This window comes from Bifidobacterium primatium (genome assembly GCF_002802875.1).
GTDB lineage: Bacteria > Actinomycetota > Actinomycetes > Actinomycetales > Bifidobacteriaceae > Galliscardovia > Galliscardovia primatium.
On sequence record NZ_PEBI01000002.1, the window covers coordinates 291,762 to 311,686 of the forward strand.

Sequence of the window (19,925 nt, forward strand, 5' to 3'; positions counted from 1 at the left end):
ACCGTCGATAGGCAAAAAAATACGGACGCACATGAGGAAGGGCCAGCATGTGCGTCCGCAAGCATCGTTGACGTAAGGCAAAGACGTAACGATCGTTGGCCGCCGAAGACGGCCGACGGATTTTTTCTTTTTACTTGATCATTCGTCGATCACAGGTTGGCGACGATGACCTTGGCCATCTCGTCGTATTCGGCGTCGGTCAGGTGCACGCGATCGGGGTTCATGGCGAAGGTGCCGCCCCACTCGAACTCGTCGTCCTTGTACTTCGGCACGAGATGGAAGTGCAGGTGATGGCCGGTGTCGCCGTAGGCGCCGTAGTTCACCTTGTCGGGGTGGAACGTGGCGTGCACGGCCTTGGCCACGCGGTCCACGTCGTCGAAGAACGCGTCGCGGTCCTCCTTGCTCAGTTCCACGATCTCGGAGACGTGGTGCTTCGAGGCCACGATCACGCGGCCCTTGTGGCTCTGTTCCTTGAACAGGACGACCTTGCTGGCCGGAAGTTCGTAGATCTTGATGCCGAACGCGTCGAGCGCGGCACCTTCGTCGCAGTATGCACAAGCTTCGTTGCTCATCAGAAATTCCTTTCGATAGATGCACTTCCACGATAGAAAGCGATGCCGGCGCATGGGCAATTGTTGCCAGCGGTTGCCATTTTCCGATGATTCCTCGCGTGTCCATGCAAATCTTGGCAACAAAAAAACGTGATTCAGCTCACGCTTCTTACAGTCAAGGTAACGCCGGGTTGCATGGACGCAATCCGACAAGGCAATAACGGCTACGAAATCGAGCACACATGCATCTGGGCCCTGCGACAGCCAGCCCATCGTGTGTCACGACAACGGAGTTCGAGGAAGGAAACGACCATGGCATTCATGGATGATGACTACCTGCTGACGACGGATCTGGCGAAGGACCTGTTCCACAACTACGCGGAAAACATGCCGATCGTCGATTACCACTGCCACCTGCACCCCGAGGAGATCTACAAGGATCCGAACTTCAAGGACATCGTCGAGGCTTGGCTCACCGACGGCAACAACTACGGCGACCACTACAAGTGGCGTCTGGAGCGTGCCAACGGCGTTCCCGAGGAGCTCATCACCGGCAACGGCGATCCGTGGGACAAGTTCTATGCCTACGCGCAGACCATGGAGAAGGCCATCGGCTCCCCGGTCTACATGTGGACGCACCAGGAGCTGCGCCGCTACTTCGGCATCACCGACGAGCTGAACTCCAAGACCGCCAAGGCCATCTACGAGAAGACCAACGAGATGCTGGCCACCCCGGAGTTCTCCCGCCGCTCGCTGCTGCGCCGCATGAACCTCGACACCATCTGCACCACCGACGACCCGGTCGACTCCCTCGAGTACCACATCGCCTTCGAGAAGGACGGCGGCGACACCTTCAAGATGATTCCGGCCATGCGCCCGGACAAGGCCCTCAACCCCGACAAGGCCGGCTTCTCCGAGTGGGTCGACCAGCTCGAGCAGGTCACCGGCGACAAGGTCAACTCCTTCGACGACATGATGGCCGCCATCAACAAGCGCGTCGACTTCTTCCACGAGCACGGCTCCCGCCTGTCCGACCACGCCGCCGACCTCATGGTGTACGCGACGTCCACCGCCGCCGAGCGCGACGCGATCCTCGCCAAGGCCCGTGCCGGCGAACCGCTGACCTTCGAGGAGGTCACCAAGTACCGCACCCAGCTGTTCCTCGACCTCATGAAGATCTACAAGGCCCACGGCTGGACCATGCAGCTGCACATCCACGCGATGCGCAACATCAACGAGCGCGAGTTCGCCATCCACGGCGCCGACACCGGCTACGACTCGATCAACGACCGCTCCATCGCCGAGCCGCTGGCCGCCCTGCTCAACGAGGCCGCCAAGACCGACTCCATCCCGAAGATGATCATCTACTCGCTCAACCCGAACGACTACCTGGCCATCACCACCATCATGGGATGCTTCCAGGGCGGCATGAAGCAGCACATGGCCCTCGGCAACGCCTGGTGGTTCAACGACACCCGCGAGGGCATCCGCAAGCAGATCCAGACCATGGCCGAAGGCTCCCTGCTGGGCAACTTCGTGGGCATGACCACCGACTCCCGTTCGTTCCTGAGCTTCCCGCGCCACGAGTTCTTCCGCCGCATCCTGTGCGAGCAGCTGGGCGAGTGGGCATCCCGCGGCGAGATCCCGTCGGATCTCGACACCCTGGCCCCGCTGGTGCAGGACGTCTCCTACAACAACGCCAAGGAGCTGTTCGCGTAACTGCCGGTACGCGACCGTCGGCCGGGGGAGGCAGCTCCCGGCCGACGGCATTCATAACCGAATACGCATAACTGAAAATCGAAAAGGAAGGGTCGCGTGGCATCGACGCAGCAGCCGGTGCCACGCGTGACACACTGAAAAGGTAGTAATATCATGACAACTTCAGTAGAAGAGAAAGCGGCTGCAGTCAACGGCCAGGTGAAGCTGAGCTGGCGAGAGAAGATCGGCTACGGCTTCGGCGATCTCGGCAACGGCTTCATGTTCGATCTGGGCCAGGCCTACCTGACCAAGTTCTACACCGATGTGGCGCTCATCAACCCGGGCATGGTGGCCACGATCATGGCCGTCACCAAGATCTACGACGCCTTCATGGACCCGATCGCCGGCGCCTTCGTCGACAGCCGCAAGGTCGGCAAGCACGGCAAGTTCCGTCCGGTCATGATGGTCGGCGCCATCGTGCTGTCCATCCTGACGGTCATCACGTTCACCATGCCGGACTTCCCGATGTGGGGCCGCATCGTCTACGCGTTCGTCACTTACATGGCATGGGGCACCTGCTACTCCTTCACCAACCTGCCGTACGTGGGCCTCGCCAACGTCATGACCCGAGACGTCGATGAGCGAGCCCAGCTGGCCACCACCCGCCAGGCCGGCTCCCTCGGCGCCCAGTGGATCACCGGTGTGGCCTTCATCCCGATCATCCTGCTGTTCTCCGACTCCAACGGCAAGGTCACCACGTTCCACGGCTACGCCGTCGCCTCCGCCATCATGGCCATCATCGGCGTGTGCTGCTTCGCCGTCACGTTCTTCAACTGCAAGGAACACATCAAGATCAACCGTGAGAAGACGGGCGACAAGACCAAGGAAGGCGTCGGCGCCTACATCAAGGTGGTCTTCACCAACAAGCCGCTGCTCGCCATCATCCTCATGACCCTGTTCACCATCTCCGCCATGAACACCAACAACGCCATGATGCTGTACTTCGCCGAGTACAACCTGGGCAACATGGGCCTGCAGCCGGTGATCAACGCCATCCAGATGGGCTGCTCCATCGTGGCCATCCTCTCCATCCCGTTCCTGGTGAAGAAGTTCGGCAAGAAGCAGGTCGCCGTGTTCTGCTTCGTCGTCGGTGCGGTCGCCAACCTCATCAACTTCTTCCTGCCGACCAACCTCACCACCTTCATCGTGTTCGTGACCCTCGGCTACATCTGCCTCGCCATCCCGAACGGCATCACCTGGGCATTCGTCAACGACGTCATCGACTACGGCGAGTGGCACACCGGCATCCGCAAGGAAGGCATCACCGTGGCCGCGTTCAACTTCTCCCGCAAGCTCGCGCAGTCCCTGGCCGCCATCATCTCCGCCGGCATCCTGGGCCTGACCGGCTACGTCGCCAACCAGGCGCAGTCCCAGGCCACCCTGAACGGCATCAAGGGCGCCATGACCCTGTACCCGGCCGTGGCCCTGTTCGCCGCCATGCTGATCATCTTCTTCCTCTACGGTCTGACGGACGACAAGTACCGCAAGATCGCCGATGATCTGAACAACGGCAAGTGGGAGAAGGGCGAGCTCACCCACTGATTCGGTGAACGCCGGTCGGTGAATCCCGCTCGATAAATGAATATCGATAGGTAAATGATGTGTCGGCCGGTTCGCCGGCCGGCATCACGCGTCCTCCTTTGGGCGTGTTGTCTTCCAAAAAAATCCTCGGCCGTGGAAGCGGCCGGGGATTTTTTCATGCCGAAATTCTTCCGTCATCGGTGCATGAATCGCGCGATACAGGCCGAAAACCGGCGTGTCGGCCGGATATCGAACGATTCATGTACGCAATCCCAGCCGTACGGAGTCGGTGCCGAACCGTTCGCGAATGGAATCCAACGCCCGTTCCGCCCGGTTCATATGCTGCGGAACGCTCCCGCCGTCGTCCTCGGCCAGCAGGTCGTCGAAGCTCGCCTGCACGGGCGTCGTGGCGGCGTCGCCGAGTCCGGAGACGCTGACCCCGGCGAGACGGATTGGCCGCGGCAGCATGGCCCCACGGGCCGCCGAACCCTCGGGCATGCCGAGCATGCGCTCCAGTATGCGCACGCTGTGCGGATACATCACTCCGGCGGTGCTGGTCGGCCGCTCAAGCGTCATCGTCTTCGTGGCGTATGCGAGGTCGGCGAACCGCAGCTTCACGGTGATGGTGCGCGCCGTCAGCCCACGCCGGCGCAGGGTGGAGGCCACCGTGTCGCAGCAGTGCAGCAGCAGGCCCGTCACCTTGTCGGCGTCGGTGGCGTCGACGTCGAACGTGTGCTCCGATCCTATGGACTTCTCCGGCGTATACGGCACCACCTTGCGTTCGTCGATGCCGCGCGCGGCGAGATACAGCCGTCGAGCCTGCGCGGTCGAGCCGGTCGCCTCGGCGATGTCCTGCTCCGCAAGCGCCGCCAGCTGCCGCACATCGGTCACGCCCCACTGCTCGAGGCGCCTGGCCGACGCCGGACCGATGCCGGGGATCGAACGCACCGGCAGCAGCTGCACGAACTCGGCCTGACGGGCCTTCGGTACGAGCAGCATGCCGTCCGGCTTGGCATTGGTGGAGGCGAGTTTGGCGATGAGCTTGTTCGACGCCACGCCCACCGAGCAGGTCAGTCCGAAACGGCGTTCCACCTCGGTGCGTATCCATGCGCCGATCGCGGTGGGGGAGTCCCATCGGCGCAGCGCCGCCGAAACGTCCATATACCCCTCGTCCACGGAGACGCGTTCGATGTGGTCGGTCACCTGTCCGAACACCTCGAACACCTGCCGTGAGACGCCGCGATAGTAGGCCATGTCGACGGGCAGGAACACGCCGTCGGGGCATAGCCGCCGTGCCGTGGCCACCGGCATCGCCGAATTCACGCCGAACGGACGGGCCTCATAGCTCGCCGCCGACACCACCGACCGCGTGCCCGTGCCGATGATGACCGGCCGGCCTTTGAGCTCGGGATGCCGCGCGATCTCGCATGAGGCGAAGAACGCGTCCATGTCGATATGCAGTATCGTGCAGCCGGTCTCGTCGTGTCCCCAGTCGCGTCTTACGGCTGCGGGACGTGGCGAAGTACTCATATCTCCATGGTACGCATGGCGTCGGCGCGACGTCGGTGTGGCGTCGGCAAAGCGGAATATGACACCGCAACATGCCGGCGCTCGCATTAATCCACGTATGGTGGTACAGTATTTCTCTGTTGCGCGCATTGTGCGTCTAACATATGCGTTCAACACGGAGTGATGCCTGAGTGGCCGAAAGGGGCACCCTGCTAAGGTGTTAACTGCGCAAGCGGTTCGGGGGTTCGAATCCCCCTCACTCCGCCATCAAATCCCGAACAATCGTTCGGGATTTTTTTGTTTCTCGCACTCGTACGCCATGGACGTCGGAGAGTCGGCTGCGCCATGCGGAAGTCGCCCGAGGTCCATGATGAAGCGGGGACGGAGGTACGCCGTTGTCCGCCCGTCTCCATTGTTTAGCGTAGCGTATTCGTTTTCGCGACACGGCCATGACCATGCCGGATGTCGGCGAATTTATCCACCGCCGACATGCCCTCATGCGTCTGCCCCGACCATCGGACGTTTCGGGGCCGGTCATGCCCGCCGTACGCCCCCGCAGATGGCTACACTATGCCTAGAGAGGCTCCGACGACGGAGCGGAGAGCGAGGAAACGAATGAGAATCGGCAATCCCCGGCATGCCGCCGATACCCCGCATGGCGGGCATGGCGTCGCCGGCACGCGGACCCTTGGCCTGCCTCTGGCCATCATCGTATGTGTGCTGCTTATCGTCGGCGCGGCCGCCGGCGCACTGTATCTGCGCGGGACCTCGCAGCAGGATGCGTCTACGCAGGCATCCCGGTCGCAATCGGTCATCGACTCCGATCTCGACCGTCCCAGCGCCGTGCCCACCGTGGCCGAGCACCATGGCAATTCCCCCGACTGTCCGGACCGCGACTGCATCGCGCTGATGGTCAACGGCGACCTGCTGTTCCATCCGCATCTATGGGAGCATTTCCAGGGCGCGGACCCCGCCGCCACCGATGGCTCGGCCTTCAATTTCGTGCCGCTGCTCCAGCCGATGCAGCGCTATATGAAGGCGTCCGACATCTCGGTATGCGAGTTCGAAACCCCGATCGCCCAACGCGGCGGCCCCTACACCGGATACCCCGTGTTCGCCATTCCCCCCGAAGTGGCGGACGCGGCCGCCAAGGTCGGTTTCCAGGCCTGCACCCATGCCACCAACCATTCGTGGGATCAGGGTGCCGAAGGCGTCAACCGTCTATGGGACACACTCGCCGGACTCGGCATCCAGCAGACCGGCTCCTACAAGACCGAGGCGGATTCCATGAAGCCGCTCGTCATCGACTCGCCCACCGGCGGCGGCAAGCTCGGTCTGGTCACCGGCACCGTGTCGCTCAACGGCTTCGAGGCCGACGCCGACTGGCGCGTCGACAGGCTTCGCGAGGCCAGCGACCCGCATCACCAGTCCGACATCGACCGTGCGGTCGCCAAGGCGAAGGCCGCCCGCCAGCAGGGCGCCGACGTCGTGGCCATGGCCATGCACTCCGTGCAGGAATACATCGACGACGCCGACGACTGGCAGGTGAGCGAAGCCCACGAACTCGCCGACACCGGCGCGTTCGACGTGATCTACGGTGCCGGATGCCATTGCGTGCAGCCCATCGAGAAATACAAGAACACGTGGATCATCTACGGCACCGGCAACGCCGTCACCACCGACGCGCCGGCCTCGCGCATCGTGAACAACCAGGGCATGACCGCGCGCATCCAGTTCGCCGGCAAGAAGGGCGAGGACGGTTCGTGGCGCGTCAGCCGCATCGACTGGCTGCCCACCGCGAACCGCCGCGGCGCCGACTACCGATGGTGCCCGATATCGGACGACCATCCCGACGGCACATGCTGGTCCACCGAGCAGGACGCCCAGGTGCGCCAGCGCATCCACGACGTCATCTACAAGCGTGGCGCCGACCCGAACGTCGTGCGCGAATGGCTCGTCACCAAGGAGGGATCCGGCAAATAGACGAAATGGACGAAGGGTCGCCGGATGGCCGGTCCATGCCGGGAGCGCGGAAGACGGCCGGCGGCGGGCCGGCAGTAAACTGGCGGGGTAATCCATGGGCCGGATATGCCGGACAGGCAAGACCGGCCCGCTGAGCTAAGGAGCACGTGATGGTCGTCGAACTCAATACGGAACGTACCGATCTGCCGCTGGTGGCGATCCCCAGTTGCTTCCCCTCTATGGTCGACCTGTTCCGCAGCCAGCTGCCGCGATTCGCCGACATCGCGCGGGTCCGTCTTCATACCGACATGATCTCCGACGCCGACGAGATCATGCGCCGGCTCGACGGCGCCGAAATCGCCATGACCACCGGCGTGCACTTCACCGACGACATGCTCGCCCGCCTTGCACCCACCGTACGATGCATGACGTTCGGCGGCACCGGCGTCGCCAACTTCGTCAACCTCGCCGAGGCGCAGCGGCTGGGCATCCGCATCTGCAACGCCGTGCACTACGGCGACAACGCCGTCGCCGAACACGCCATCGCCCTGCTGTTCGAAATCACCCACCGGGCCGGCGCCTTCAACGCCCGCATGCGCGACGAGGCATGGCCGGGCGCCGACATCACCGAAATCGGGGGACTGACCATGGGACTCGTCGGCTTCGGCGGCATCGGCCGCCGGGTCGCCGAACTCGCCCACGGCCTCGGCATGAACCTGCTGATCTGGGCCCGTCATCCGGACGAACGCGCCTACGCCAGGCTCGGCGCAAAGGCCGCCGCCAGCATCGACGACGTCTTCGCGAACGCCGACGTCGTCAGCCTCCATCTCGCATTGAACGACGCGACGCAGGGCGTCATCGGCGACGACCAGCTCGACCTGCTGCGCCCCGGCGCGGCGTTCATCAACACCGCCCGCGCCGAACTCGTGCGCCCCGGCGCCCTAGAGCGGCGTCTCGGCCGCGGCGACATCACCGCCGGACTCGACGTGTTCGCCCCCGAGCCGCTGCCCGCCGACGACCCGCTGCGCGGACTCGACAACGTCGTCCTCACCCCGCATGTGGCATGGCGCTCCGACCGTGCGCTCGCCGGCATCGTGGACCAGAACGTCACCGCCGCCGTATCATATCTCGAAGGCGAATCCTACAACGTGGTCGTCTGATACCGACCGATGAAAGCGAACCGACAGCATGCGCACCATTCTCAACACGGCCGATGATCCGGCGCACGACGCGCTGACGGAGAAGAAATCCGAATTCATCGGCGACGCCTGCCACATCGACTCCCAGGACGACGCGCTCGCCTTCGTGGAGATCATCCGCGAACAGCATCCCAAGGCTCGGCACGTGGCATACGCCGCCGTATGGGGAGGCTCCGACGGGCAGCTCGGCGAACGCATGAGCGATGATGGCGAACCCTCCGGCACGGCAGGCAAGCCGATCCTCGATGTCCTGCGCCAATCCGGACTCACCGACTGCGTGGTATGCGTCACCCGATACTTCGGCGGCATCCTCCTCGGCTCCGGCGGTCTGATTCGCGCCTACTCGTCCGCCGCCTCGCTGGCCGTCAAGGCCGCACGAGGCGCCGACATCGTCGCATGTCATCGCTACGGCGTCGTCATCGACTACCCGCAGCTGACCATGATGCGACAGCTCGTCGCGCTCGCCGGCGGCACGGTCGAGCACGAGGAGTTCACCGACCGTGTGACCATGACGCTCACCGTGCCCGAAACCGAGGCGGCCGGATTCGAAAACCGTGTGCGCGAGACCTTCAACGCCGCCGTCGAACCGGAATTCCAGGGGACGCTGAACAGCCCCGTACCCGACGCCGACTAGACGCCGGCTCTCGGTATCAACGCCGCATCGCGAGCAATCCGACCATCCTCCCGCCAACACGATTCAGTAAGCTGGAAACCATGACCGATGAGCACGAACCGCTGACCGCCACCTACGAACGCCTGCGTCACTCCGAGGACCCGCAGGAACTCGGCGAATTCGCCCGGCGCCCGCTGCCCGACCGCAGCGACGCCGCCGCGTTCTCCCGAGCCACGGCACTGCTGGAAGCCGTGGCCGGCAACCATCACACGGCGGTGGAGGACCGCCTCTACCTCGCCCAGACCATGCCGTTCCCGAACATTCTCGTCAAGCTCAGCGAGGACCCCGAGCCCTCGGTGCGCAAGGCCGTCGCCGAAAACACCAACGACAAGAACTGGCTGGTCGGCAGGCTCACCAAGGACGACGTGGACGAGGTGCGCGCCGCCGCGCTCGCCAATCCGATGACCTCGTGGAAGATGCGTATGGAAGGCGCCGAGGACGAACGCAACGACGCCCACGTGCTCGACCTGCTCTCGCGCTTCGGAGTGGACGAGGGCAAGGACGGTCCCGCCGTGCTCACCGCGATGATCCGCAGGGCCGTGGCGCTCAACCCCAACACCGACGAGGAGACGCTGGAACGGCTGGCCGACGACCCCGACATCCAGGTGCGTCACGCCGTGGAGCGTCGCCGCTCCCGTCGGGACTGAAACAAGTGCCCCCGAGAATGCGGGAAAAAGTGTATACGGCAGGTTAACAGGGGCATGTCAAACGTTGCAGCAGCGGGTTTCGGCGTTAAGCTGGGACTATGGAACAGCGAGAAGAATCCAAAGAACGCCTGGCCCGCCCGCTGATTCAGCTGGCGAAGGCCAAGGGTGTGGCCACGTTCTACGTGGGCCAACAGGGCGAATATGTTGAGATAGACGATGATGTCTTGGTGAACGTCCTGGCCAGTCTGGGAGTCGACGCGTCGGATGACGATGCCATCGCCGCTGCATTGACGCAGGCGAACGAAAGCATCTACAGCCGTCTTGTCGCGCCGACGCTGCTGCACATCGTCGGACACGAAAGCCGCATCAAGGTGAACCACGGCGTCACCGACGTGCCGTCGGCGACGCTGGTGCTGGAGGACGGCACCGAATACGGTCCGTTGGAGGGCGACGCCGGCGATGGAACCATGGCGAAGGCGCTTTCCGACAGGTTCGTGGTGAATTCGGTCATCATCATCCCCGCCGACGTTCCGCTCGGCTACCACACGCTGCAGGTGAAGGTGGGCAGCCGGGTCGAGACCGCCACGCTGATCTGCGCGCCGGAGAAGATCGAACTGCTCGACCCCATGAAGCACGGGCACCTGTGGGGCTGGATGGCGCAGTTCTACTCCACGCGCTCCTCGCAGTCGTGGGGCGTGGGCGATTTCGGCGACCTGAAGACCATGCTGCGCGAATCCAAGGAGAAGACGGGCTCCGACTTCGTGCTCATCAACCCCGTGCACGCCGGCGAGCCGTGCACTCCGCTCACCCCGTCGCCGTACCTGCCCATCTCCCGCCGCTTCGTGAACTTCACGTACATCCATCCGGAAAGCATCCCCGAGTTCTCCGAGCTGCCCGACGAGACCAAGGCGCAGGTCGAGCGCCTGCATGATTCGGTCAAGCTGCTCAACACCGATGCCGACAAGATCGACCGCGACGAGATGTGGAGCGCGAAGATGCCGGCCCTGTGGTCCATCTTCAAGGCGTCGCGCACCGAGGAACGTCAGCGCGCCTTCGACGAGTACAAGAAGAAGGCCGGCGAGGATCTGGAGGGCTACGCCGCATGGTGCCTGGCCTACGACAAGTGGGGCGCCCCGACCGACGAGGCCGGATCGTGGGTGAAGGTCTACAACCGCAAGTCCCCCGAGATCGAGCAGCTGCGCAAGCAGTATCCCGACACCCTCGAGTTCTATCGCTGGCTCGAATGGATCGCCGAGGAGCAGCTCGCCGACGCCCAGCAGACGGCGCATGACGCCGGCATGCGCATCGGCATCATGGCCGACATGGCCGTGGGCGTGCACCCTTATGGCTCGGACGTGTGGTGGAACCCGGAGCGGTTCGCCTACGGCGCCACAGTCGGCGCCCCGCCTGACTTCTACAACCAGCAGGGGCAGAACTGGAGCCAGCCGCCGCTGAACCCGGAATACCTCGCCGACACCGGATACAAGGCGTACCGCGACATCGTCGCCGGCATGTTCGCCCACGCCGGCGCAGTGCGCATCGACCACGCCATCGGCCTGTTCCGCCTGTGGTGGATTCCCGAAGGCCGCAGCGCCAAGGAAGGCGCCTACGTATACTACGACTCCGACGTGATGCTGGGCATCCTGGCGCTTGAGGCCGAGCGCGCGCACGGCGTGGTCGTCGGCGAGGACCTCGGCGTGGTGCCGGACTACATGGCCAAGGAGCTCGCCGCGCACGGCCTGCTGGGCTGCGCCATCGAATGGTTCGAACAGCGTGACGGCAAGTTCCGCAAGCCGCAGGACTGGCGCCCGCTCACCCTGGCCTCGGTCACCACGCACGACATTCCTCCGACGGCCGGCTACCTCAGGTACGTGCACGTGAAGCTGCGCAGCCAGCTGCATCTGCTCACCGGCAGCGAGGAGGAGTTCATGGCCGACGCCAGGCGCGAGCATGACGCCCTGCTCTCCATGCTGGCCGACGGAGGCTGGATCCGGCGCGAATGGCTCGACGACGAGGACGCCCACGAGCAGGACCTCATCGAAGGCATGCACCGTGCGCTGTGCGCGTCGCCGTCGAAGCTGCTGTGCGCGACCATCACCGATGGCGTGGGGGAGCGGCGCACGCAGAACCAGCCGGGCACGAACAACGAGTACCCGAACTGGCGCATCCCGCTCGCCGACGGCGAAGGCGCGCCGGTGCTGCTCGACGACCTGTTCGACAGGCCGCGCGTCCAGTCCCTCGCCGCCGTGATGCGAGGGGAGAAGTAACCTCCGGTTTCCTTTTCGACATATCGATACGGCTCCCCCTGCGAAGTAGGGGGAGCCGTTCGTCGTATGGCGGACCGGGGTCCGGGATCCGAATCCGCCAAGATCTTCTCGCCCGGCTACCATCGATGACGATGGCAGCCAGAGAACCAAGGAAATCCGGGAAAAGCGCGAAGCCGGAGAAATACGAGCGCGGCACGCGCAGCTACACCATGTCGCATATCCGCGGCAAGGACACCTCCATCGAGACGCTCACCCGAAGCTATCTGTTCCGGCGTGGTCTGCGATTCCGCAAGAACGACAGGCGCTACCCGGGCCATCCCGACATCGTGCTGCCGAAATGGCATGTCATCGTGTTCGTCAACGGCTGCTTCTGGCATATGCACGAAGGCTGCCCGAAGCATTCGATGCCGAAGTCGAACGTCGAGTTCTGGACGGCCAAGCTCACCCGCAACCGCGAGCGCGACCGCCGACAGCGAGCCGAGCTCGAGGGGATGGGATGGCGCGTCATCACCGTATGGGAATGCGAGCTCGACAGGAAGCATCGCGATGAGCGTCTGGCGCGGCTTTACGACGAAATCATCGGCGTGTCGCATTGACCCCGGTGTTTTGACGAACGCGTAAAAAGCGGTACACTAATGGATTGTTGTGTTTCCCAGGGGTCCTTCAAAGCGCTGTCCCACTCGCCAATAGGACTTTCAGGGAGCCCACGGATAATGAGGCAAAAGGGGACCTAACCAATCCGCAATTGCCCGGAACACAATAGTAAAGAAAAGGTATATCGTGAAAACTTTCACTCCGAAGCCTAACGATCTGACCCACGAGTGGTACGTCATCGACGCCACCGACGTGGTTCTCGGCCGTCTCGCAACCACTGCCGCCAACCTGCTGCGCGGCAAGAACAAGCCGACGTTCGCTCCTCACGCCGACGGTGGCAACCATGTCATCATCATCAACGCTGAGAAGATCGCCCTGTCCGGCAACAAGCTCGGCAAGAACCTCTACATGCACTCCGGTTTCCCGGGTGGCCTGCGCGCCGACAGCTACGGCGAGCTGCTCGAGAAGAACCCCGAGCGCATGATCAAGGCCGCCGTCAAGGGCATGCTGCCGAAGAACCGTCTGGCCAAGGTTCAGCTGAGCCGCCTGCGCATCTTCAAGGGTGCCGAGCACCCGCACACCCCTCAGAAGCCCGTTGAGTACGAGATCAAGCAGATCTCCCAGCAGGCTAAGTGATTCAGGACCGAAAGGAGACACCGATTATGGCTGAAAACATCAACTCCGCGGTCCAGGAGACCGAAGAGGAGCTCACGCAGTACACTTCCGAAACCAACGCTGGCGCTGGCACCGGCACCTCCACGATCGCCCCGGGCTACGGCACCGGCCGTCGTAAGGAAGCCGTCGCCCGTGTTCGCCTGATTCCGGGCACCGGCAAGTGGACGATCAACGGTCGCACCCTGGAGGAGTTCTTCCCGGGCAAGATCCAGCAGCGTGAGGTCAACTCCCCGATCGTTCTGCTGAAGCTCGAAGGCAAGTTCGACGTCGTCGTGCTCGTCGACGGCGGTGGCACCACCGGCCAGGCCGGCGCCATCCGTCTCGGCGTCGCCCGCGCCCTGAACGCCATCGACCGCGACGCCAACCGCGCCGCCCTGAAGAAGGCCGGATTCCTGACCCGTGACGCCCGTGCGGTGGAACGCAAGAAGGCCGGTCTGCACAAGGCTCGTCGCGCCCCGCAGTACTCGAAGCGTTAAGTTTCGCCTACTGCATGCATGGCGGCGTTCCCGCCGCCTGCACGGCATCGAAAAAGCCCTTCGTCCGTTTGGACGAGGGGCTTTTTGCATATCACCGGCCGGTCAGCGTATCTGACGGAACAGGCTGATGGACAGCCCGTCGATGCGCCACGGATCGTTCGCTGCGTCATCGGACGATGCGTTCATCGTCGGCGTCTGTCGATGGCGTGCGTCGTCGGCCCCGGCGGCGGATCCGGGTGCCGGCGTGGATTTCACGCCGGCCGCGCGGGACTGCGCTGCCGCAGGGGCGGCTGGCGTCCCATTCTTCATGCCGTTGAGCGTTCCATGCGTCGCATCGCCGTCGGACGCCGGCGATGCGGCAACGCCCGAACCGGCATCATTGGTGCGGATGTCCTCGATATGCACGCCGTTGGCGTCGCCGTCGCCGGCATGATCTCCCTGCGCACGGAGGACTTCGGCGAGACGATGCTGGCGTGCGGCCTTCAACGCCTGATGGATGGGGGTGTCCCCGTCGGGAATGGTGAGCGTCCAGACCGAATCGTTCGGCTTGTCGGGATAGAGCACGGAACCGGTCGTGGCATCGGCGTCGTCGTCATCGGTGATTTCCTTCGGGAACTCGGAGACATGACGCGGCTGCCGGCCGTTGGTCTCCGCCGAGCTCCACAGCATGCGCCATTCGCAGTCGTCGGGCAGCATGAAGTCGACGTGCCGGTCAAGGCCGTTGATGACGATGACGACATCGTATTCGTCGTTCGCCAGCAGGCGCATGGCGAAGCAGCGCACGCTCGTGTCGAACCAGTCGCGTTCCATGGGCGTCGTGCCGTTGGGCAGCAGCCATTGCACACGACTCGACGGCTTGAGCAGACCCAGCATCGACAGTACGGTGAAGAATTCCTCGTGATGGTAGAGGTCAAGGGACTTGCGCAGCGCGATGAGCTTCGTCGTATGTTCGAGCCGTCGCATCTCGGGAGTCTTCTCGGGGGAGAACAGCCATTCCCAATGCAGCCAGTTGATGTCGTTGTCCTGGCAGTAGGCGTTGTTGTTGCCGTCCTGCGTATTGCGGAACTCGTCGCCGGCCAGCAGCATCGGCGTCCCCAGGCTCATGAGCAGCGTGCCGATCATATTCATGGCCGCCCTTTCGCGCCGGGCCTCGACGGCCGGGTCGTCGGACGGGCCCTCCTCGCCGAAATTGAACGAATGGTTGGTGTTGTTGCCGTCCTGGTTGTTCTCGCCGTTGGCCTCGTTGTGCTTGTGGTCGTAGCGGGTCAGGTCGGTGAGCGTGAATCCGTCGTGGCAGGAGACGAAGTTGATGGACGCCACGGCGCCGCGCCCCGGGTCTGTGGCGAACAGGTCCGCCGAACCGCACAGCCTGGTGGCCATCTCCTGCATGCCGATCTCGTTGTTGAACCCGCGGTGCTGGCTGTCGACGTCGGTGAGCCAGAACCGGCGTGTGGAATCGCGGAAATGGTCGTTCCATTCGGCGAACGGCACGCCGAACTGGCCGGTGCGCCAGCCGCCCTCGCCGAGGTCCCACGGTTCCATGATCATCTTGAGGTTGCCGAGCATGAGGTCGGAGCGCAGGGCGTAGAGGAACGGATGGTGCTTGCTGAACGTGCCCTCGAGACGGGCCAGCGTGGGGGCGAGGTCGAATCGGAAGCCGTCCACTCCGATGCGCTTCGACCAGTATCGCAGGGAGTCCACGGCGTAGTTGATGACGCGGGTGTTGGTGAAGTCGAAGGTGTTGCCGCAGCCGGTGGTGTCGATGAGCATGCCGGGGTTGTCGGTGCGGCGCCGGTAGTAGCTCACGGCGTCGAGTCCACGCCAGCAGACGGTGGGGCCGTCGATGCCGCCCTCGCAGGTATGGTTGAACACCACGTCCAGCAGCACCTCGATGCCGCCGGCATGCAGCGCCCGCACCATGTCGATGACCTCCTTGCGCACGGCTGCGGGGCCCTTGCGCCGTGCCTCCTCCGTGGCGTAGTCGGGGTCGGGTGCGAAATAGCCGAGTGTGGAGTAGCCCCAGTAGTTGGTCAGTCCGCGCTCCGCGATGCCGATCTCGGTCTGCTTGGCGAATATGGGCAGCAGCTCCACCGACGTGATGCCGAGGTTCTGCAGGTAGGCGATGGTGGTGGGGTGTGCCAGGCCGGCGTAGGTGCCGCGCAGCTCCGGCTCCATCCATGGCGCGTTCTTCGTGAAGCCCTTCACGTGGAGCTCGTATATGACGGTCTTGCTCCACGGGATGTGCGGATGCTGGGGGTCGCCCTCGTGCTTGTGCACGTCGCGGTCGTCGATGACCACGGAAAGCGGGGTGTGGCCCAGGTTGTCGAGCATGCTCATCGAGCCGTAGGCCGAGCCGTGCACGCGTCCGTTCTCCACGGTGCACTGGTAGGAGAACGCCTCGGGGGCGATGTCCATTTTCCCGTCGATGCCCTTGGCGTAGGGGTCGAGCAGGATCTTGTACGGATTGAACTGCACGCCGCGCCGCGGGTCCCAGGTGCCGGACGCGCGGTAGCCGTAGCGCATGCCGTCCCAGGCGCGCGGGATGTGCACATACCACATGCCGTAGTTGGGGCCCTCCATCTTGAACAGGGTCTCGCGGCAGTAGCGTCCCTCGACGATGCGCGAGCACACCGGGAACATGGCGATCTGCTCGTGGAAGGGAATGACCGAATCACGGGGAAGCTGGGTGGCGGTGTTGTAGAAGGCGCTGGGGCTGTCGAGCGGCTCGATGACGCTCAGCCAGAGCTGGTCGGCGGTTTCGGACCATACGACGGCATCGGCGCCGCCGTCCTCGGTGAGGAACAGGCCCGGGCGGGTGGCATAGCGGTGTAATGACGTTCTCTCCATACGTCCACAGTACCCCGATGTCTCACAAAACAAAGAATTCCAAGGGTTTTGCCCACTTTTAGAAAATACTTTTATAAAAGCTTGGGCGATGTTTTGGCGCTTCCTGATGTTTGGTGTTATTGTGAGTTGCATCACAACGGGCACGCTGTGATGCAACCTCTGGCCGCAGCCAGCGGCAGGGGCGGAGGAGAACCCACAGACGTTCGCGACCCGGCATTCCAATCAACAACGACTGGACATGACGAAGAACGCCTGCATGCATACAAACCACATCAAACCAAACCAAATACTTGGCTAACCGATCAAGGAGGACACGTGGTCGCAGCTAAGAAGAAGGCCGAAGCAGCCGCAGCAGAACCGCAGGTCAATGAAGTCCCGTCCGCTGAGCAGGAAGTCGACGCCCTGGTCAAGAAGGCGCAGGTCGCCCTCAAGAAGTTCGAGGAGCTCAACCAGGAGCAGGTCGACCACATCGTCGCCAAGGCTTCCGTCGCCGCGCTGAACAAGCACCTCGTGCTCGCCAAGCTCGCCGTCGAGGAGACCAAGCGTGGTCTGGTGGAGGACAAGGCCACCAAGAACATCTTCGCGTGTGAGCACATCACCAACTACCTGGCAGGTCAGAAGACCGTCGGCATCATCCGTGAGGACGACGTCGAAGGCATCACCGAGATCGCCGAGCCCGTCGGCGTGGTCGCCGGCGTCACCCCGGTCACCAACCCGACCTCCACCGCCATCTTCAAGTCCCTCATCGCCCTGAAGACCCGCTGCCCGATCGTCTTCGGCTTCCACCCCGGCGCCCAGAAGTGCTCCGTAGAAGCCGCCCGCATCGTGCGCGACGCCGCCATCAAGGCCGGCGCCCCCGAGGACTGCATCCAGTGGATCGAGCACCCGTCCATCGATGCCACCGGCGCCCTGATGAAGCACCCCGGCGTCGCCACCATCCTCGCCACCGGCGGCCCCGGCATGGTCAAGGCCGCGTATACCTCCGGCAAGCCCGCCCTCGGTGTGGGCGCCGGCAACGCCCCGGCCTACGTCGCCCCGGACGCCGACATCGTGCGCACCGCCAACGACCTCATCCTCTCCAAGCACTTCGACTACGGCATGATCTGCGCCACCGAGCAGGCCGTCATCGCCGACAAGTCCGTGTACGAGCCGCTGCTGGCCGAACTCAAGAAGCGCAAGGCCTACTTCGTCAACAAGGAGGAGAAGGCCAAGCTCGAGAAGTTCGTGTTCGGCGTCACCGCCTACGAGAGCCCGGACCAGAAGACCAAGCTCAACGCCTGGGTACCCGGCAAGTCCCCGCAGGCCATCGCCCACGCCGCCGGCTTCGAGATTCCGTCCGACGCCACCATCCTCGCCGCCGAGTGCAAGGAGGTCGGTGAGATGGAGCCGCTCACCATGGAGAAGCTCTCCCCGATCCAGGCCTTCCTGAAGTCCGACAACAAGGAGCAGGCCTTCGAGATGTGCGAGCAGATGCTCGTGCACGGCGCCGGCCACACCGCCGCCATCCACACGAACGACCAGGCCCTGGTCGATGAGTACGGCAACCGCATGCACGCCTGCCGCATCATCTGGAACCAGCCTTCCTCCCTCGGCGGCATCGGCGACATCTACAACGCCATCGCTCCGTCGCTGACCCTCGGCTGCGGCTCCTACGGCGGCAACTCGGTCTCCGGCAACGTCCAGGCCGTCAACCTCATCAACATCAAGCGCGTCGCTCGGAGGAACAACAACATGCAGTGGTTCAAGATCCCGGCCAAGACCTACTTCGAGCCGAACGCCATCAAGTACCTGCGCGACATGGCCGACGTCAACCGCGTCGTCATCGTCTGCGACAAGGTCATGCTCGACCTGGGCGTCGTGGAGAAGGCCATCCAGCAGCTGCGCCTGCGCACGAACAACGTGCAGTACCGCATCATCGACTACGTCGAGCCCGAGCCCTCGGTCGAGACCGTCGAGCGCGGCGCCGCCATGATGCGCGACGAGTTCCAGCCCGACACCATCATCGCCATCGGCGGCGGCTCCCCGATGGACGCCTCCAAGATCATGTGGCTGCTCTACGAGCACCCGGAAATCGAGTTCGCCGACATCCGCGAGAAGTTCTTCGATATCCGCAAGCGCGCGTTCAAGCTGCCCGCCCTCGGCAAGAAGGCCCGCCTGGTCTGCATCCCGACCTCGTCCGGCACCGGCTCCGAAGTCACGCCGTTCGCCGTGATCACCGATCACAAGACCGGCTACAAGTACCCGGTCACCGATTACGCGCTGACCCCGTCCGTGGCCATCGTCGACCCGGTGCTCGCCCGCACCCAGCCGCGCAAGCTGGCCTCCGACTCCGGCTTCGACGCCCTGACCCACTCCTTCGAGGCCTTCGTCTCGGTGTATGCCAACGACTTCACCGACGGCATGGCGCTGCACGCCGCCAAGCTGATCTGGGAGAACCTCGAGACCTCCGTGAAGGAGGGCGCCGCCAACCCGATGGCCCAGGAGAAGATGCACAACGCCGCCACCATGGCCGGCATGGCGTTCGGCTCCGCGTTCCTCGGCATGTGCCACGGCATGGCCCACACCATCGGCGCCCTGTGCCACATCGCCCACGGCCGCACCAACTCCATCCTGCTGCCGTACGTCATCCGTTACAACGGCCAGCTCCCCGACGAGCCGACCAGCTGGCCGAAGTACAACAAGTACGTGGCCCCGCAGCGCTACCAGGAGATCGCCAAGAACCTTGGCATCGACCCGGGCAAGACCGTCGAGGAAGGCGTCGAGAACCTGGCCCGCGCCGTCGAGGACTACCGCGACAACAAGCTGGGCATGGACCGTTCCTTCCAGGCCGCCGGCGTTGACGAGGACTACTTCTGGAGCGTGCTCGAGCAGATCGGCATGCGCGCCTACGAGGACCAGTGCACCCCGGCCAACCCGCGCATCCCGATGATCGAGGACATGAAGGACATCGCCATCGCCGCCTACTACGGCGTGCCGCAGGCCGAAGGCCACCGTCTGCGCATCGAGCGCGAAGGCGCCGCCTCGGTCGAGGAAGCCTCCCAGCGCGACTGACGTCCTCCTGAATCCATGATCGGCGGCCGTTGGTTTGTCGACCGCCGATCATGACCCTCCGACTCCTTGGAGCCGGCATCAACCCCCGCTGCGTTTCCCTGCAGCGGGGGTTTCTTCGTATCCGTACCTTCGTTTCCTCGTAATTTGGTAACCCCGTTCATAAAGAACCGATTTTGGCGGTCCTGATGAACGGTT

At 64.0% G+C, this 19,925-nt stretch carries 13 protein-coding genes, 1 tRNA gene and 1 pseudogene; 12 read left to right on the forward strand and 3 right to left on the reverse strand.

Annotated elements, in window-relative coordinates:
* Nucleotides 1-149 precede the first annotated feature (149 nt).
* Nucleotides 150-572, reverse strand: coding sequence for an HIT family protein (locus CS006_RS05015; RefSeq protein ID WP_100510690.1), 423 nt, complete (start codon nucleotides 570-572; stop codon nucleotides 150-152).
* 291 nt (nucleotides 573-863) lie between these two features.
* On the opposite strand from CS006_RS05015, the gene uxaC reads away from it, so the two are divergent.
* Complete coding sequence (uxaC, locus tag CS006_RS05020) at nucleotides 864-2,270, forward strand: glucuronate isomerase (protein WP_100510691.1); 1,407 nt, start codon at nucleotides 864-866, stop codon at nucleotides 2,268-2,270.
* Nucleotides 2,271-2,423: 153 nt separating this feature from the next.
* Nucleotides 2,424-3,851, forward strand: coding sequence for a glycoside-pentoside-hexuronide (GPH):cation symporter (locus CS006_RS05025; protein WP_100510692.1), 1,428 nt, complete (start codon nucleotides 2,424-2,426; stop codon nucleotides 3,849-3,851).
* Between the two features lie 237 nt (nucleotides 3,852-4,088).
* Here CS006_RS05025 and dinB read toward each other — a convergent pair whose 3' ends face one another.
* A complete protein-coding gene (gene dinB / locus CS006_RS05030) occupies nucleotides 4,089-5,360 on the reverse strand; it encodes a DNA polymerase IV (RefSeq protein WP_100510693.1) in 1,272 nt (423 codons plus the stop codon).
* A gap of 156 nt (nucleotides 5,361-5,516) precedes the next feature.
* Here dinB and CS006_RS05035 point away from each other — a divergent pair.
* From CS006_RS05035 to rpsI, 9 genes are all read left to right on the forward strand, one after another.
* A tRNA-Ser gene (locus CS006_RS05035) sits at nucleotides 5,517-5,606 on the forward strand.
* Nucleotides 5,607-5,954: 348 nt separating this feature from the next.
* On the forward strand, nucleotides 5,955-7,322 hold the full coding sequence (locus CS006_RS05040; RefSeq protein ID WP_100510694.1) for a CapA family protein: 1,368 nt from the start codon (nucleotides 5,955-5,957) through the stop codon (nucleotides 7,320-7,322).
* A 149-nt stretch (nucleotides 7,323-7,471) separates the two neighbouring features.
* Nucleotides 7,472-8,461, forward strand: coding sequence for an NAD(P)-dependent oxidoreductase (locus tag CS006_RS05045; RefSeq protein ID WP_100510695.1), 990 nt, complete (start codon nucleotides 7,472-7,474; stop codon nucleotides 8,459-8,461).
* A gap of 28 nt (nucleotides 8,462-8,489) precedes the next feature.
* A complete protein-coding gene (locus tag CS006_RS05050) occupies nucleotides 8,490-9,134 on the forward strand; it encodes an IMPACT family protein (RefSeq protein WP_100510696.1) in 645 nt (214 codons plus the stop codon).
* Nucleotides 9,135-9,178: 44 nt separating this feature from the next.
* Entirely contained in the window at nucleotides 9,179-9,820 is a 642-nt protein-coding gene (locus CS006_RS05055; RefSeq protein WP_243386804.1) for an AbrB family transcriptional regulator, read from the forward strand.
* A 98-nt stretch (nucleotides 9,821-9,918) separates the two neighbouring features.
* Complete coding sequence (gene malQ, locus CS006_RS05060) at nucleotides 9,919-12,087, forward strand: 4-alpha-glucanotransferase (RefSeq protein WP_100510698.1); 2,169 nt, start codon at nucleotides 9,919-9,921, stop codon at nucleotides 12,085-12,087.
* A 131-nt stretch (nucleotides 12,088-12,218) separates the two neighbouring features.
* Entirely contained in the window at nucleotides 12,219-12,683 is a 465-nt protein-coding gene (locus CS006_RS05065) for a very short patch repair endonuclease (protein ID WP_100510699.1), read from the forward strand.
* Between the two features lie 184 nt (nucleotides 12,684-12,867).
* Complete coding sequence (gene rplM, locus CS006_RS05070) at nucleotides 12,868-13,317, forward strand: 50S ribosomal protein L13 (protein ID WP_100510700.1); 450 nt, start codon at nucleotides 12,868-12,870, stop codon at nucleotides 13,315-13,317.
* A 26-nt stretch (nucleotides 13,318-13,343) separates the two neighbouring features.
* Nucleotides 13,344-13,832 carry a 30S ribosomal protein S9 gene (rpsI, locus tag CS006_RS05075; RefSeq protein WP_100510701.1) on the forward strand — a complete coding sequence of 163 codons (489 nt, stop codon included), beginning with the start codon at nucleotides 13,344-13,346 and terminating at the stop codon, nucleotides 13,830-13,832.
* A gap of 573 nt (nucleotides 13,833-14,405) precedes the next feature.
* Here the strand turns inward: rpsI and glgX are convergent.
* Nucleotides 14,406-16,679 (reverse strand): annotated as a pseudogene (gene glgX / locus CS006_RS05080) (glycogen debranching protein GlgX); the annotation flags it as partial.
* A 315-nt stretch (nucleotides 16,680-16,994) separates the two neighbouring features.
* On the opposite strand from glgX, the gene adhE reads away from it, so the two are divergent.
* Entirely contained in the window at nucleotides 16,995-19,730 is a 2,736-nt protein-coding gene (gene adhE, locus CS006_RS05085) for a bifunctional acetaldehyde-CoA/alcohol dehydrogenase (protein ID WP_100510703.1), read from the forward strand.
* Nucleotides 19,731-19,925: the final 195 nt, after the last annotated feature.